This window comes from Rhizobium sp. 01T437, from assembly GCF_056398505.1.
This window is the reverse complement of sequence record NZ_JBFTPM010000029.1, coordinates 33,565-48,026: the sequence shown is the minus strand read 5'-3', so window position 1 is coordinate 48,026 and position 14,462 is coordinate 33,565. Positions and strand designations below refer to the sequence as shown.

The 14,462-nt window shown below is 60.3% G+C and carries 16 protein-coding genes; 11 read left to right on the top strand and 5 right to left on the bottom strand.

Annotated features, from left to right (window positions below; all coding sequences use genetic code 11):
* From AC1DM5_RS32980 to AC1DM5_RS32965, 4 genes are all read left to right on the top strand, one after another.
* Positions 1 to 552, top strand: a 552-nt coding sequence (locus AC1DM5_RS32980; RefSeq protein ID WP_477976651.1) for a glycosyltransferase family 4 protein, incomplete at its 5' end; no start/stop codon positions are given.
* Positions 530 to 1,462 carry a glucosamine inositolphosphorylceramide transferase family protein gene (locus tag AC1DM5_RS32975; RefSeq protein WP_477819272.1) on the top strand — a complete coding sequence of 311 codons (933 nt, stop codon included), beginning with the start codon at positions 530 to 532 and terminating at the stop codon, positions 1,460 to 1,462. The genes AC1DM5_RS32980 and AC1DM5_RS32975, both read left to right, overlap by 23 nt.
* A gap of 123 nt (positions 1,463 to 1,585) precedes the next feature.
* Positions 1,586 to 2,350: a sugar phosphate isomerase/epimerase family protein gene (locus tag AC1DM5_RS32970; protein ID WP_477819271.1), complete on the top strand. Its 765-nt coding sequence runs from the start codon at positions 1,586 to 1,588 to the stop codon at positions 2,348 to 2,350.
* A gap of 168 nt (positions 2,351 to 2,518) precedes the next feature.
* Entirely contained in the window at positions 2,519 to 3,763 is a 1,245-nt protein-coding gene (locus AC1DM5_RS32965) for a glycosyltransferase (protein WP_477819270.1), read from the top strand.
* Positions 3,764 to 3,779: 16 nt separating this feature from the next.
* Here AC1DM5_RS32965 and AC1DM5_RS32960 read toward each other — a convergent pair whose 3' ends face one another.
* Together AC1DM5_RS32960 and AC1DM5_RS32955 are read right to left on the bottom strand one after the other, a co-directional pair.
* Entirely contained in the window at positions 3,780 to 4,046 is a 267-nt protein-coding gene (locus AC1DM5_RS32960; protein WP_439015733.1) for a hypothetical protein, read from the bottom strand.
* A complete protein-coding gene (locus tag AC1DM5_RS32955) occupies positions 4,043 to 4,282 on the bottom strand; it encodes a hypothetical protein (protein WP_113321377.1) in 240 nt (79 codons plus the stop codon). Before AC1DM5_RS32955 ends, AC1DM5_RS32960 begins: the two co-directional genes overlap by 4 nt.
* A gap of 217 nt (positions 4,283 to 4,499) precedes the next feature.
* Between AC1DM5_RS32955 and AC1DM5_RS32950 the strand changes: the two genes are divergently transcribed.
* The gene (locus AC1DM5_RS32950; RefSeq protein WP_477819269.1) at positions 4,500 to 4,901 is read left to right on the top strand and encodes a GFA family protein; all 402 of its coding nucleotides are present in this window, start codon (positions 4,500 to 4,502) and stop codon (positions 4,899 to 4,901) included.
* 378 nt (positions 4,902 to 5,279) lie between these two features.
* On the opposite strand, the gene AC1DM5_RS32945 is transcribed toward AC1DM5_RS32950, so the two are convergent.
* Complete coding sequence (locus AC1DM5_RS32945) at positions 5,280 to 6,260, bottom strand: calcium-binding protein (protein WP_477819267.1); 981 nt, start codon at positions 6,258 to 6,260, stop codon at positions 5,280 to 5,282.
* Between the two features lie 927 nt (positions 6,261 to 7,187).
* On the opposite strand from AC1DM5_RS32945, the gene AC1DM5_RS32940 reads away from it, so the two are divergent.
* The 3 genes from AC1DM5_RS32940 to AC1DM5_RS32930 all read left to right on the top strand — a co-directional run bounded on the left by AC1DM5_RS32940 (position 7,188) and on the right by AC1DM5_RS32930 (position 9,709).
* Positions 7,188 to 7,364, top strand: a complete 177-nt coding sequence (locus AC1DM5_RS32940) for a hypothetical protein (RefSeq protein ID WP_477819266.1) — start codon at positions 7,188 to 7,190, stop codon at positions 7,362 to 7,364.
* 331 nt (positions 7,365 to 7,695) lie between these two features.
* Positions 7,696 to 8,001: a UBP-type zinc finger domain-containing protein gene (locus AC1DM5_RS32935; RefSeq protein WP_477819265.1), complete on the top strand. Its 306-nt coding sequence runs from the start codon at positions 7,696 to 7,698 to the stop codon at positions 7,999 to 8,001.
* Positions 8,002 to 8,011: 10 nt separating this feature from the next.
* Positions 8,012 to 9,709: an FAD-dependent oxidoreductase gene (locus AC1DM5_RS32930; protein ID WP_477819264.1), complete on the top strand. Its 1,698-nt coding sequence runs from the start codon at positions 8,012 to 8,014 to the stop codon at positions 9,707 to 9,709.
* On the opposite strand, the gene AC1DM5_RS32925 is transcribed toward AC1DM5_RS32930, so the two are convergent.
* Positions 9,699 to 10,661, bottom strand: a complete 963-nt coding sequence (locus tag AC1DM5_RS32925; protein ID WP_477819263.1) for a LysR family transcriptional regulator — start codon at positions 10,659 to 10,661, stop codon at positions 9,699 to 9,701. The two genes, AC1DM5_RS32930 and AC1DM5_RS32925, sit on opposite strands and share 11 nt — an antisense overlap.
* A gap of 210 nt (positions 10,662 to 10,871) precedes the next feature.
* Here AC1DM5_RS32925 and AC1DM5_RS32920 point away from each other — a divergent pair, with 210 nt between their 5' ends.
* Complete coding sequence (locus AC1DM5_RS32920; protein WP_477819262.1) at positions 10,872 to 12,035, top strand: mandelate racemase/muconate lactonizing enzyme family protein; 1,164 nt, start codon at positions 10,872 to 10,874, stop codon at positions 12,033 to 12,035.
* A gap of 130 nt (positions 12,036 to 12,165) precedes the next feature.
* On the opposite strand, the gene AC1DM5_RS32915 is transcribed toward AC1DM5_RS32920, so the two are convergent.
* Positions 12,166 to 12,855 carry an alpha/beta fold hydrolase gene (locus AC1DM5_RS32915; RefSeq protein WP_477819261.1) on the bottom strand — a complete coding sequence of 230 codons (690 nt, stop codon included), beginning with the start codon at positions 12,853 to 12,855 and terminating at the stop codon, positions 12,166 to 12,168.
* Between the two features lie 683 nt (positions 12,856 to 13,538).
* Here AC1DM5_RS32915 and AC1DM5_RS32910 point away from each other — a divergent pair.
* On the top strand, positions 13,539 to 13,781 hold the full coding sequence (locus tag AC1DM5_RS32910; protein ID WP_477819260.1) for a hypothetical protein: 243 nt from the start codon (positions 13,539 to 13,541) through the stop codon (positions 13,779 to 13,781).
* 78 nt (positions 13,782 to 13,859) lie between these two features.
* Positions 13,860 to 14,450 carry a DUF1003 domain-containing protein gene (locus AC1DM5_RS32905; RefSeq protein ID WP_477819259.1) on the top strand — a complete coding sequence of 197 codons (591 nt, stop codon included), beginning with the start codon at positions 13,860 to 13,862 and terminating at the stop codon, positions 14,448 to 14,450.
* Positions 14,451 to 14,462 lie beyond the last annotated feature (12 nt).

The window sequence follows — 14,462 nt, the reverse complement described above, 5'->3', positions numbered from 1 at the left end:
CTGCATATCAGCAAGGGATATGATGTGCTAGTGTCGGCCTTCCGGCGGTCGGCACCCGACAATGCCGCTCTCGTCATCGTCGGCGAGGGGCCGCATCGCGCCGCGCTGGAAAAGCTCGCCAAGGGCGACAGCCGCATCCATCTGCTCGGCCATTGCAACAATGTGGCGGGGTTCCTGCGCAATCTGGATCTTTTCGTTTCGCCGTCCCGCGAGGAATCGGCGGGGCTTGCGATCCTCGAAGCCATGCATGAGGGACTGCCGATCATCGCGACGGCGGCTGAAGGCCCGTCGGAATATCTGCGTGAGCATCCGGTGACGCTGGTCGCGCCCGGCTCCGTCGAGGGGCTCACCGAGGCGCTTGCCGATGTGCTGCGGGAACAGCCTGTTGTCCGCCTGTCGCGTGTAGGCTACGACTTGGCTCCTTTCTCTCGTTCGGCAGGTATTGCGAATGTTCTCGATTTCTATTCCCGGGTTGCCCGCGGAGCCGCAGTCCAGGCTGCGCCCGACATCGATCAGCCGCGGTTGATCTATGCGTCTGAAGCCCAAGAGTGATTTCTGGCAGGTGGGCATCGTGCCCGCATCCGCTGAGGCGCTGCTCGATGCCGAGACTTTGGCGGATTGTTCCGATCGAATTACATGGCTGCCCGATCCGGGACCGTGGCGATATCTCGCCGATCCCTTCGCCGTGAAGAAGGGCGACAGCCTGCACGTCTTCGTGGAAGCCTATGACTACCACACCAAGCATGGCTTCATCGAGCGCCATGAACTGGTGGGGCCGGACCTGCAATGGCGCGGCAGGGCGGTGGTTCTCACCAAGCCTTTTCATCTCTCCTATCCCTTCCTGATCGAGCAGGATGGCGAGGTGCTGATGATGCCGGAAAGCCATAAGGCCGGGGAGGTCGCGCTGTACCGCGCCCGCTCGTTCCCCGATGGCTGGGTGCGGGAAACGGTGCTCCTGGCCGACTTGCCCGCTGCCGAGGCCTGCCTGATCGAGCATCAGGGCAAGTGGTGGATGTTTTACACGCTTGTCGGCGCCGGCGCGCGTGACCAGCGCGAGCTGCATATCGCCTTTGCTGATCGCCTGACCGGCCCGTGGAAGACCCATCCGCAAAATCCGGTTCTGGTGGATCGCTCCGGCGCCCGGCCGGGCGGCACGCCCTTTATCGGCGCTGACGGGCAGGTCATCCTGCCGGTTCAGGACTGCAGCGTCAGCTATGGCGGCGGCCTGCGCTTCCTGCGCTTCAGCCTGCTCAGCGAAACGCATGTGACCTGCGCGCATCTGCCGGCCCAATTGACGGGCGGTCTCGCCACTGCCGATTACCCCGATGGCCTGCACACATTTTCTGCCTGCGGAGAGCTGACGCTGATCGATGTGAAGCGTATCGACAGATCCTTCGGCCGCCATATCGTCAACCTGAAACGCAAGCTGCTGCCGAAGCCCGCCTTGTCCGCATTGGGGTGATATCGGCCGTTTTGCCCTCGCAATCTGCGCCGACACGGGTGAAACTGGACCCCAGCGGATTCGATGCGGAGGAACGGTCGGGATGCCTTGCCGGCGAGGGCGACAATGGTCTGGAGATGAGCGATGACGAAGCCGATGCTGTCGTTGCAGCTCTATTCGATGCGCGGGCTTGGAGATCTCGGCACGCAGCTCGACAAGGCGGCGAGCGCCGGCTTTGGCGCCGTCGAGCCGCTCGAAGGGCATTTGCGTGACGCGAATAACCTTCAGGCCGGGCTTGTCAGGAACGGGCTGACGGCACCATCCGCTCATGTCGGGCTGGAGGCGCTGCGCAGCGAACGGCAGCGCTTTGTCGATGCCTGCCAGCAATGCGGCATCGGGCAGCTCTTCGTTCCGCATCCGGCACCGTCTGCGATGAAGGAAACGAAGGCGGCATGGCAGCGGATCGGCCATGAGCTGGGCGCGCTTGCGGAGCAGATGAAGGAAGCGGGCATCGTGCTCGGCTATCACAACAAGATGGCAGGCTTCGACCGTACCATTGGCGGGCGCTACGGGTTCGAGCTGATGTTCGATGCGGCCAAGGGCAGCCCGCTCACCTGGCAGGCGGATATTGCGTGGCTGGCGCGCGCCCAGCCGAATGCGGTCGAATGGATCAGGCGCTATGCCAGCGTGCTGGTCTCGGTGCATGTGAAGGATCAGGCGCCCGAGAATGTCGGTCCGGAGGAAGGCGGCTGGGCCAATGTCGGCTCCGGCGTGCTCGTCTGGCCGTCGCTGTGGCAGGCGGCTGTCGCAAGCGGCGCGCGGCTCTTCGTCGTCGAGCACGACAATCCGCGGCTGCCCTTCGAATTTGCGGCACGCAGCTATGCCTATCTCAGCCGGTTTGTGACGTAGAACACCGGCCTTTGCTTGCCGCTGATCGCTGGAAATGTGGGGAGAGATGCGGCCGGGAACAATCATCATCCCTGCTATGCCTTTAGATATGGCGCAGGGGGGACTTGCGGCAAGACCCTAGAGAGGGCGTAGAACGCTCAACCTGATCTACAGCATCGGGAGATGAGCATGCGTGTATTGCTATCCACATACGGATCACGGGGAGATGTGCAGCCATTGGCGGCGCTGGCGGTCGCCTTGCAGACAATAGGCGCCGAGGCGGTGGTCTGCGCGCCGTCGGATGCGGAGTTTGCCGGGCTGCTTGATCGGCTCGGCGTGCCGCTGGCGCCGGCCAATGCGCCCGTGCGGCAATGGGTGAGCGAGGTGATGAAGACTGCAGAGCGCAACACGCGGGAACGTTCGGCCGATGGCATTTCGGAGCGGGCGGCCGGGATATTGGGGGGACAGTTCGAGGCGCTCTCGGCAGCTGCGGAAGGGTGCGATCTCATCGTCGCAGCGGGGCTGTTTCCCGCGATGGCAGCGGCACAGCTGGTGGCCGAGCGGGCCGGCATCGGCTATTTCGGGGCAACATTCTGCCCGATCTTCCTGCCGTCGCATCATCACAAGCCGCATGAATTCAAGGGCCGGCCGCATCCGCCCGGCGTGACCGACAACCGGGTTCTCTGGGACTATGATATCGAAACGAAGAATGTAATCTTTGGCGGCGCCTATAATCGGCTGCGCGTATCGATGGGCATGGCGCCGCTGGACAATGTGCGCGATCCCGTTCTGACCCGCCGGCCGTTGCTTGCGGCCGATCCGGTCATCGGGCCGCTGCTTGCGACGGATCTGATCGACGCGGTGCAGACGGGCGCCTGGATGCTCGATGACGACAGGCCGCTGCCGGCGGCGCTGGAGGCTTTTCTCGATGCAGGTGCACCGCCCGTCTATGTCGGCTTCGGCAGCATGCCGATGCATGCGCTGAAGGATGCCGCCGGCGTGATCCTTGCGGCGATCCGCGCTCAGGGGCGGCGTGCGGTGCTGTCGCGCGGCTGGGCCGGGCTGGTGCCTGATGAGGACGCAAGCGACTGCTTCGTCATCGACGAGGCCAATCATCAGGCGCTCTTTCCGCGAGTTGCGGCGATCGTTCATCATGGCGGAGCAGGGACGACGGCAGCGGCAAGCCGGGCGGGCGTGCCACAGGTGGTCGTGGCGCAGATTGCCGACCAGCCCTATTGGGCGGGCCGCGTTGCAGCGCTCGGCATCGGCGTGGCACATGAGGGGACGATACCGACGCCTGAGACCTTCTCCACCGCGCTTTCGGCGGCGTTGCAGCCTGATATGCGCCAGCGCGCTGCGGCCGTCGCCCCCACGATCCGAAGCGATGGGGCGATGGTGGCAGCAAGGCTGCTGCTTGCATCGGCTAGCACATAAGCGGGAGGAAACACGGTCAATCGCGCGGCAGCCTGCCGAGCAGCAGCTGGTTTCCCGTGTGGTTGCCGCAACCGATGCATTTCAGGCGAGGGCCGATCCTCGCCAGCGATATGTCCTTGCCGTAGCGGTAGGCGAGCATGCGCCGGTCGATCCTCGTCTCGTGCTGGCAGGCCGGGCAGCGGGCGTGGAGGACATACCATTGCGGCAGGGTGGCGAGCGTCTCCCTGTCGGTTGCGACCTCCTCATGGCTGGCGACGAGATCGATGCTGCGGCGGTGTTTCATGTCCGGTCAAAGGAGGACCTGTCGAAGGTGGGCCGCCAGCCGCGGGTCATGCCCCGGCTCATGGCGCCTTCGGCAAGCGCAAGCTGTTCGCGCAGGTGGCGGCAGTCTTGCAGAAGCGTAGCGATGGCAGCCTTGGCATCCTCGTCGTGCCAGGAGAGCACGGCCTCGACCTCCCAGCTCAAATCTTCGTTTCCGATCACATCACCATCGGTTTTTGGGGCCAATTGCGGACGCATGTTCTCATTCTCCTTGCAGAGCATTTCAGTTCAGGATTGTCGGGATGGCGACCGCAGCGCCAGGAATGTTCTTATTATGTTCTCATTCTGGCGGGAGTCAAGGGCTGTGGTCAGGCTGAGCGCGGAGAAGAGAATTGGATCGGGCGCGGTTTGCGGACATCACGTGATTGGGGCAGGATAGGCTCATCGAAACAGGCAGGGATGAAACGGTGCGCTGATGCTGATCGGCTCATGTCATTGCGGCAAGGCGGGCTGGACGCTGGAAGGCGATCCCGGCTCGATTACGGCGTGCAACTGCACGCTCTGCCGGCGCTATGGGGCGCTCTGGGCCTATGATTACGAGGGCGAGCGGATCAGCATGAACGGCGAGACCGGCTCCTATACGCGGACCGGCCGGGAGACGTCGTCGCTGGAAATATTGTTCTGCCCGACTTGCGCCTGCGTGCTTAGCTGGCGCGGCTTGAAGCTCAACAGGGATGGGCGCCGGCGCATGGCGGTCAATTTGCGGCTGGCGCCGCCGGATCTCGTTTCCGATCTGCCGATCGATCATTTCGACGGGCTGGAAACGTTTGACGACCTTCCGTCCAAGGGACGGTGCGTGCGCGATCTCTGGTTCTGACGGACGCAAAACCGCTGCACAATTTTGTTGGAATTGCGCTAGACCAGTCCGTGACCTCCGATAAGGATCGCCGCGCACAGGATTAAAATCGCCGCGACCGCATGGAACCGGGAAAACCCATGTCCTTCATGCGTTGGAGCCTCTGCACCATAGCCGAGGCTGCGATGGTCTTCTTCGAAGTTTGACAATAAATCGCGCATTTCATGCCCCCTAAGTATCTGGCCCAAACATCTGTCAGGCCAAGGGAATCAGCATGCGCTCGTTCTGATGATTTGGGCAGATCGCCAAAGGTTCAATCACCTTCCGGTGGATACCTCATCACCCAGCGGAAACGGCCGGTGAAACCGGCCGTCTCGAGATATGCGGGGCGCGCGCCCGTCATACGAGCAGGGAGCTGTTTACCAGGACGTCGGTATTGTCGAAGAACGTCTTGTTCACACCGATGAAAGCAATGTCCTGCGCAGCATGGGTCGTGCCGGCGCCATCGGCGTCGTAGGACAGAACACCGGTCGCGGAATTGTAGATCAGCTCAGGCCCACCCTTGGTGCCGCCGGCGCCCCACTTGTTGACGATTTCGAAAGAGGCGGCATCCACCACGCCATTATTGTCCAGATCGAGGCCGGTAAACGCCGGGCCGAGCTGGATCTTGTCGTCTGCATCGAAGTCCCAGACGAAGTCCTTGTTGGCCGTGCCCATTTCATCGAAATGGAAAGTGTCGGCGCCGCCCTTGCCGTTGAGGCTGTCGTTGCCGGCACCACCGGCGATGAGATTGCTGCCGGCATTACCGGTGATCATGTTGGCAAGGTCGTTGCCTGTCGCGTTGATATCCGCCGTGCCGTTCAGGCGAAGGTTTTCGACAGGCCCCTGGTCACGCAGATCCACGCTGACCGTCGTCCAGATCGTGTCCACGCCGCCATCGGGAACGGTGAGCAGCGGCCCTGAATAGATCGCGACGCGATCACCCGTATCATCGAATATGTAGGTGTCGTTGCCCATCGTTTCGAAAAAGATGTCGGCCCCGCCCTTGCCATCCAGCTTGTCGTCGCCCGCATTGCCGATCATTCGGTCAGCGAAATTTGAACCGATGACCGAGACATGTTCGACGTCCGGCTGGATGAAGAACTGGCCTGCATAACCGCCGTCCGCGTGAGTCAGGGCCAGGATGGATGTGTAGGTGCCCGGACCGATATTCGTGAAATCGACGTCGAGAGCTCCCATCGGCTGAAAGTTCAGGTAGGCGGAATCCGTTCCTGCGTCGCCGAAAAACGTGACGTCGATCTGGCCGAGAAAGTCATGGGGAGGCGCAAAGATCAGCGTGTCGTTACCCGATCCACCGAGAATATCGCTTGATGTTTCCAAAAGGTCCGGCAGGTCGAAAGTCGACGTCGCGATGCGAAAGGTGTCGTTGCCTCCGCGGCCTGAGTAAAAATCGCTGTTCTCAAAGATAATTCCCGCCTCTGGAATTATTATAAGAGTAGAGCTCCTCGTCCGAAACACATCATCTCCGGCTGTGCCGTCATAGCTGCCCATGCGTCTTCCTCCGTTTGCTGTGTTATCAGGATATTCTTGAATGCTTCTTGCTGGAGCAAGTGAAACTACCATGACGGTCACTCGCCCCTCGGTAGTCTGCATCCTATCATTTGACGAGGCGAATAGCTACCTTGGGTTGATGTGATTGAGGGGCAGTTTTCAAATGGAGGGCAAACCATGCAAATCGGTGAAGCCATGACCGGCGACGTTCGTGTGGCAAACCTCTAACAATCGATCCTCGATACCCGCCGCCATCGAGGATGTCGAAAGTGTGCTGGTTGACGCATGCGCGCTCATGGGGCCGAAGACGCTGCAGGCTCGTGGAGCGGCAAGTATAATTCTTTCGACGTCACCAGTTTTATCCATTCGGGCTATTTTTCCACCTTTTTTGCTAGGTGGGTGACAATAGTAAATCGACTAACTTTGCGATAATCGTAAAATAGTGAAGTTATTCTGCGCAGGCTGCGTAGCTTAATTTTGAAATTCTGGCTTTATAAAAAACTGATCCCGAAGGGAAACGATGAGGATTTACTCTTTTATCATTGCATTTCAGCTCGGCGTGCTGATGTGGGTTGGCGCCTACTATAGCGCCCGGGGATTCTATCTCACGCTGAATGCTTCGCACTCCTTTCATGTTTCCTTGGCTTCACCTGACATCAGGGTGATCCATACTGACGCCCGATGACGACGAATCCACCTGATGTGATGGTCTTGATAGCTCCCGCGACAAACCTAGAAAACGAAAACAACGCCCCCGTGAGAACGCTGCACTCCCTCCTGATCGTCTACCTTGGCCCGCCGCTGATGGCGGCCGTGCTTCTTCTGTTCATCGTCTCCTGGTTCGGTGACGGGCAGTCCGACGCACGGCCGGATGCAGCGAGCGGCGTGCGAAAAGGTGGCAGGCTCGGCAGCCAGAGCGAGATGTTTCGGTGATCGGGGAGGTATTATGCCACCATCATCAGTGGGAAAAATGAGAAGGGCCGCCAAGTGGGGCCCGGAGACCCTTCTCCGGCTGGTAGGTGCAGCATCCAGCGGGGGCAAAATACAAGCAGCGGCTGTTTCCGATAGTGACTGCGGTCACAACATGGCAATATTTTCTAGCGGAAGATGAACTAACCAGCTCTGCGTGCATTGCGGGCGCCGTCTCTACCCTGATGCTAGTCGACGAAGATATGGTTCTACACATGCGTATGATAGAGAAAATCGTCTCCTGATCTATCTTCCTTCCGGCAGGCGCGGACTTCCACAACCACAGGAGAACCAGATGTCGGGATGTAAGCATGTTGCAGCCGTTCGATCCGTAGAGCCCAGGACGCTTGGCTGCGAGGAATGCCTGGAGGACGGGCAGGAATGGGTCCATCTTCGGCTTTGCCGGGAATGCGGCCATGTCGGATGCTGCGATCAGTCCATCGGAAAGCATGCGACGGCGCATTTCCATGCCACGGGACATCCCATCATTGAAGGGTACGATCCGCCCGAGGGCTGGGGCTGGTGCTATCTCGACGAGACGATGGTGGAATTGCCGGATCAGATGCCGCAGCGCGGCCCGATCCCGCGCTATTATTATTGAGCGTGCCGACATGAGCTCCGAGAGCCTCGAAACCCGCCGTCACCAGATGTTTCCGGTGCTGAGTGCCGCACAAGTTCAAATGGCGACACGCTTTGCCAGCAGTGGACCGCATTCCTTTGCCTCTGGCGAGGTCGTGTCCCAGATCGGTGACAGGCATTCGCCCGCATGGCTGATCCTCTCCGGCCGCCTCGATGTCTTCAGGCACGACGGGCTGTCGATGCCGGAAGCCCTGATCACGAGCCATGGCACAGGGCAGTTTTCGGGAGAGGTCAGTCAGCTCTCCGGACGGCCCGTGCTTGCAGGCGGACGTGCCGGGCCGGAAGGATGTGTGGCGCTGGCATTCGATGCCGCGCATCTGAAGGCACTCATCATAGGATCGGCCGATATCGGTGAGATCATCATGCGCGCCTATATCCTGCGGCGCGTGGAACTGATCAATTTCGGCGGCGCCGGCTCGGTTCTGATCGGCAATCCCGGAGAGCCCAATCTGGTTCGCCTGCAGGGCTTTCTGACCCGAAGCGGCTACCCTCATGTCGTGCTCGATGCGGCGTCGGACCACGAAGGCCGGGGCCTGGTGGAGAGGCTCGGGATCCTGGCGAGCGAATTGCCGCTCATGGTCTGCCCCAACGGAACGGTACTCAGGCATCCGACAGACGCTGAAGCTGCCTGCTGCCTCGGCATCACGCCGGAGCTCGATCCGGCAATCGTCTACGATGTGGCAATCGTCGGAGCAGGTCCGTCGGGTCTGGCGGCTGCGGTCTACGCGGCATCGGAGGGGCTCAGCGTCATCGTCATCGACGCACGTTCGATCGGCGGACAGGCCGGCAGTTCCTCCCGTATCGAAAACTATCTCGGCTTTCCGACCGGAATTTCAGGCCAGGCGCTCGCGGGCCGCGCCTTCAATCAGGCGCTCAAATTCGGGGCGGAGATCGCCTTGCCGCTCGATGTCGACGAACTGATTCCGGCCCCGGCCGGCAAACGCAGAACAGACCCCATGGTATTGCGGATTGGCGGAGACAGGACGGTCAAGGCGCGAACCGTCGTCATCGCCTCAGGCGCCAGGTACCGCAGGCCTGATATTCCCGACATAGCGCGCTTCGAGGGCGCCGGCATTTCCTATTGGGCATCCGCAATCGAAGCGAAATTGTGCGAAAACGACGATATTGCCCTGGTTGGCGGCGGCAATTCGGCTGGCCAGGCGATCGCATTCCTGGCGCCGCGGGTCCGGCGTCTCCACCTGGTGATCCGCCGAAGCCTGACCGAAACCATGTCCACTTATCTGATCGATCGCATTGCGGCACTGCCGAACGTGGAGATGCATCTCGGATGCGAGCTGACAGCGCTGTCGGAAGATCTGCATGGTCGCCTGGCGGCAACCATTAGGGATATCAGGGCGCAGTCCGGGAAGAACTACAATCTTCGCCGCGTCTTCATGTTCATCGGCGCCGACCCGAATACCGACTGGATCAAGTGCCGCATCAAGACGGATGACAGGGGCTTCATCAGGACCGGTACGACCTTCAGCCCTGATGTCGAAGAGGAACTGGGAAGGCGCTCCCTGCAACTGGAAACCAGCCTGCCGAACGTTTTTGCGATCGGCGATGTCCGGGCCGGATCGACGAAGCGGGTTGCCGCAGCCGTCGGTGAGGGTGCTGCCGTCGTCAGTGATATTCACGCGGCGCTGAGACAGGCCGCGCTCATGAAATGATCTGCTGCCCGGGCGGCACAATTGCAGACAGCGGCCGGCGGGGAGAACGCCAATCCTTGCCCTGAACCAGGGTCCAGAAGCTCTCGGCAATGTCAGTCATGCGTGCCCGTGGTTTGATCAGCACGATCTTGACGTCGACTGCCCAGTCCGCCGATCCGGCTGAGGTCAGTCTTCCATCCGGTCCCATCTCGTCGGCTGCCAGGCTCTCCGGTATCCAGGCGACGCCTTTTCCTTCGATGGCGAGCGCCTTGAGCGTCATGGCCAGATGGGAGGTGAAGACTGTCGAGAGGTGCAGGTGATGTGTGTGGGCGGAGAGGGCGGACGAGAGGATGCGGCCCATCCCTGATGTTTCTTCGAAGGCGAGATGCGGGATTGTGCGATCGGCGGTCTGCGAAAGGCTGTGGAGCGGGTGGCCGTGCTTGTCTCTCCCGCTGACGGGGATCAGGCGGTCGGTCGCAAGCTCCACATGCCTGTAGGCATTCCTGTCGAGACGGATCCTGCTGTTCTGGTGGTCGTGGCAGAGCAGGAATTGGGCGCGGCCTTCCGTCATGATCCGCTCGCACTCGTTCATATTGTCCGAGAGGAGGCGGATCGGCATCGTCGATGCCTCGTGGCCAAGGGCCTGAATCCAGCCGGGGAAGAAGATGAAGGAGAGGGCGTGGGTGGCGGCGAAGGTGACGGTCGAGGTCGCCGCACGCATCTGCTCGAGATCACTGATAACGCGCTCCAGCCGTGCGGCAATATCGTTTGCCGCCTCCAGCATGGCTTCGCCCGCAGGGGTCAGCTTCAACCTGTGCGTCGAGCGATCGACGAGCTCGGAGCCGCACCAGTCCTCGAGGGATTTGATGCGGCGCCCGAAAGCCGGCTGCGTGATGTGGCGCTTCTCTGCCGCTCTCGAAAAATTCAGCGTTTCGGCAAGAGCCTGGAGATCGGCGAGCCAGGCGGTTTCCACGATGATTTATCCGTTTTCTGATGCCTAGGGAGCATTGAGAGAACGGCATCGTTCTGACGATTTCAAGCCAATTTATGGATACTTCGAGAAATTTACAGTGCCGATTCGGCATTAAAGGAACCCGGATCGGCATTGGATGGTGAGGGCGGATTCGCCTAAATTGTTCCTATGCGAGGGTAGCGGCCCTCAGATCCGGACTGGGAGACAGCCATGCGTATCATCGATGTCCGCGAAGTGACGAAGCCGATCGCTTCGCCGATCCGCAACGCCTATATCGATTTCAGCAAGATGACGGCGAGCCTGGTGGCCGTCGTCACCGATGTGGTGAGAGACGGGCGGCGCGTGGTTGGCTACGGCTTCAACTCCAATGGCCGTTATGGCCAGGGCGGCCTTATCCGCGAGCGCTTCAGGGATCGTATTCTGGAAGCGGCGCCGGAAAGCCTCGTGAACGATGCCGGCACCAATCTCGATCCGCACAGGATCTGGGCGGCGATGATGAAAAACGAAAAGCCTGGCGGCCACGGCGAGCGCTCGGTCGCAGTCGGCACGATCGACATGGCGGTGTGGGATGCCGTTGCCAAGATCGAGGGCAAGCCGCTCTTCCGGCTGCTGGCTGACATGAAGGGCAGGGAGGCTGACCCGAAGGTCTTCGTCTATGCGGCCGGCGGGTACTACTATCCCGGCAAGGATAACAGTGCCTTGCGCAAGGAGATGCGCGGCTATCTCGACCGCGGCTACACCGTGGTCAAGATGAAGATCGGTGGTGCTTCGATCGAGGAAGACCGTGGCCGCATCGAATCCGTTCTCGAAGAGATCGGCTCGCAGGCGCAGCTTGCCGTCGATGCGAACGGCCGCTTCGATCTGGAGACCGGCATCGCCTATGCCAAGATGCTGCGCGACTATCCGCTCTTCTGGTACGAGGAAATCGGCGACCCGCTCGATTATGCGCTGCAGGCGGCCATCTCCGAATTCTACGATGCGCCGATGGCGACCGGCGAGAACCTGTTCTCGCATCAGGACGCCCGCAACCTGCTGCGCTATGGCGGCATGCGTGCGGACCGCGATTACCTGCAGTTCGATTGCGCGCTGTCCTACGGGCTTGTCGAATATCTGCGCACACTCGACGTGCTGCGCCAATTCGGCTGGTCGCCCTCGCGCTGCATTCCGCATGGCGGCCACCAGATGTCGCTCAATATCGCGGCTGGTCTCGGCCTTGGCGGCAATGAGAGCTATCCCGATCTCTTCCAGCCCTATGGTGGATTCCCTGACGGGGTAAGGGTTATCGACGGCCACATCACCATGCCGGAACTGCCCGGCATCGGCTTCGAGGGCAAGTCAGACCTCATCAAGGTCATGCGGGAACTGGCGGAGTAAGGGCGAAGAGCTTGCGATCGTGTGACCAGCTTTATCAGCAAGACCTAAGTTTCAAGCTGCATGGCTCCCGGATGTTTAACAGCCGAATTTCTGCGCGAGGGCGCGGCTGGCGCCACGCCCCCGGGAAATGTCAGGCGTCGATCGCGGCCGCGGCACTGGCGATAAAGTCTGCGACCGCTTCGGGCTGCGACAGCATGGGGACGTGGCCGCTTTGCAGGACAAGCGTCTCGCCCTTCATGTGCGCGGCGGAATCGCGTTCCACGGCTGGCGGTATGGTTTCGTCTTTGGCCGCAACGAGGTACCAAGACGGCTTGGAACGCCATGCAGCCCTGCTGATCTTGGCGCCAAAGCAAGCGACGGCGAGCGGGCCCTGGGTGGCATAAACGATATCGGCTTCGGCTGCCGGCAGGTCCTGAACGAAGTGCTTGCGAACACCATCATGCGTCAGCGCCACATAGCCTTCGCCGTAAGGCTTGATCTCGGCGGCGCCGGGAGCGGGTTCATAGTCCTTCCACCAGTCATTGAAGGACTGGCCAGTGTCGGGTGCGCCGGCTGCGACATAGACGAGGCCCTTGACCTGGGGATGATTGCCCGCCTCGGTAATGACGGCGCCGCCCCAGGAATGGCCGACGAGCAGAACGGGACCCTCCTGCATTTCAATTACTCGATGGGCTGCCTTCACATCATCCGCAAGCGAGCTGAGCGGATTTTGAACTGCGATTGCCTTCAGCCCGCGCGCTGCAAGCAAAGGGATGACTTTCGCCCAGCAGGAGCCGTCGGCGAAAGCACCATGCACGAGAACGACTGTCTTTATGGTCATGACATTCTTCCTTCCTGTGAGTTTCTGGCCTCTGAGTTTCTGGGGGCAATCTTCTGGTTCAGTCTTCTGGTTCAGTCTGGGGAATGGATAGACGCGCCGTGCGATATGCATGAGACGAATGCAGGCATCGGATGATCTTGTCGCCAACGTTTGCACGGCATGCCGGTAGCGACAGCAACGGATATTGCTCAGCCGATGCCATAAGCAATAGGGGATGCAGAGACGCGATTGGCGGCCTGCCTGTCTGCGATAGCTCTAGCGGCTATGAAAGTCCAACACACATCACCCCAATTCCAGGTGACGGGCTTCATGGCGTTTTTCGCCGAAGATCACAGGCGCTGTAACGTAGAATTGTTGCGCGGTCGCCGGAGCGTGCAGAGACAAAAGGAAGATTGTTCGTATAGTGTGACGCGATTTTCTTTGCTGTTTTATTTTCTTATTTTATAAAAGTCTCTAATTTCGATATATAATATTTATTTTATGGGAATAATTGAAGAACGTGCTATGATTTGTTTTTTCTATGTATGAATTTGACTTTCGGCCGGCACCCATCGAACAGGCGGGGAACCTGCTGCAGAAGCGCGGATCATAACGTTCGTGCCGTCGACCTCCCAGGGGGCAATGGCCGCAAAGAACAGCGTCTCGGCCAGGCGCGGATAACGAAAATGATTGGCGAGATAGATATGCAATCGGCACGATATGGAAAAAAGGATCTGAGGTTCGCAAGGCTCCACGCCGTGAAGGCGGAGCAACGCATCACAGGCCAGGAAATCGTCGTTAAAAGGCTGCGGCTGACGGGGAGGCCGCTGGATGTCGAAAATGCGCTGTTGGGCAGGCTCTACGATCGCAAGAGACGCGTTATCTACCACTTGAAGCGTATCGAAGATTTCCTCGATGTGACATCGCAATCCGTAGTGACATCGTAATCTGGGATCAATGCCGGCGGCTGATCGGCCATATTGTCGTGGTCCGGTGCCGGCCGGTGCATTTGACGGGAGAATATCATGTCGGCCGGCACTGTTGCTGAAATCTCCGACGAGGCAATCGGTTCCGGCGCGAACAGGTACCTCGGCAAACCTTTCGAGCTCTTAACCGAGCGCGAACGGGCAGTCTTCCGGCGACTGATCTCTCGGCACGCGATTGCCCATGATTCCAATCAGTCCTTCGATGCAAAGCTGACACCGTCGCAGCGGCTGGCCGACAAGGTGGCGGAATTCGGCGGTTCGTGGACCTTCATCATCCTCTTCGGGATCGCCCTTGCAGTATGGGTCGCCGGCAATCTGCTGGCCGCAACGCGCGCCTTCGATCCCTATCCCTTCATATTCCTCAATCTCATCCTCTCCATGCTGGCAGCCGTGCAGGCGCCGGTCATCATGATGAGCCAGAATAGGCATGCCGCCAAAGACCGGGTCGATGCTGCGCACGACTACGAGGTCAATCTGAAGGCTGAGATCGAAATCATGGCGCTGCATGACAAGCTCGACGAGCTCAGAAATACCGATCTGAAATCGCTCGTCGCCCAGCAGCAGGAGCAGATCGCGCTTCTGGCGAAATTGATGCTCGGCCCGCCGGGTCAGCAACGGCAGGACCTTTAAAGTACCGGAGGC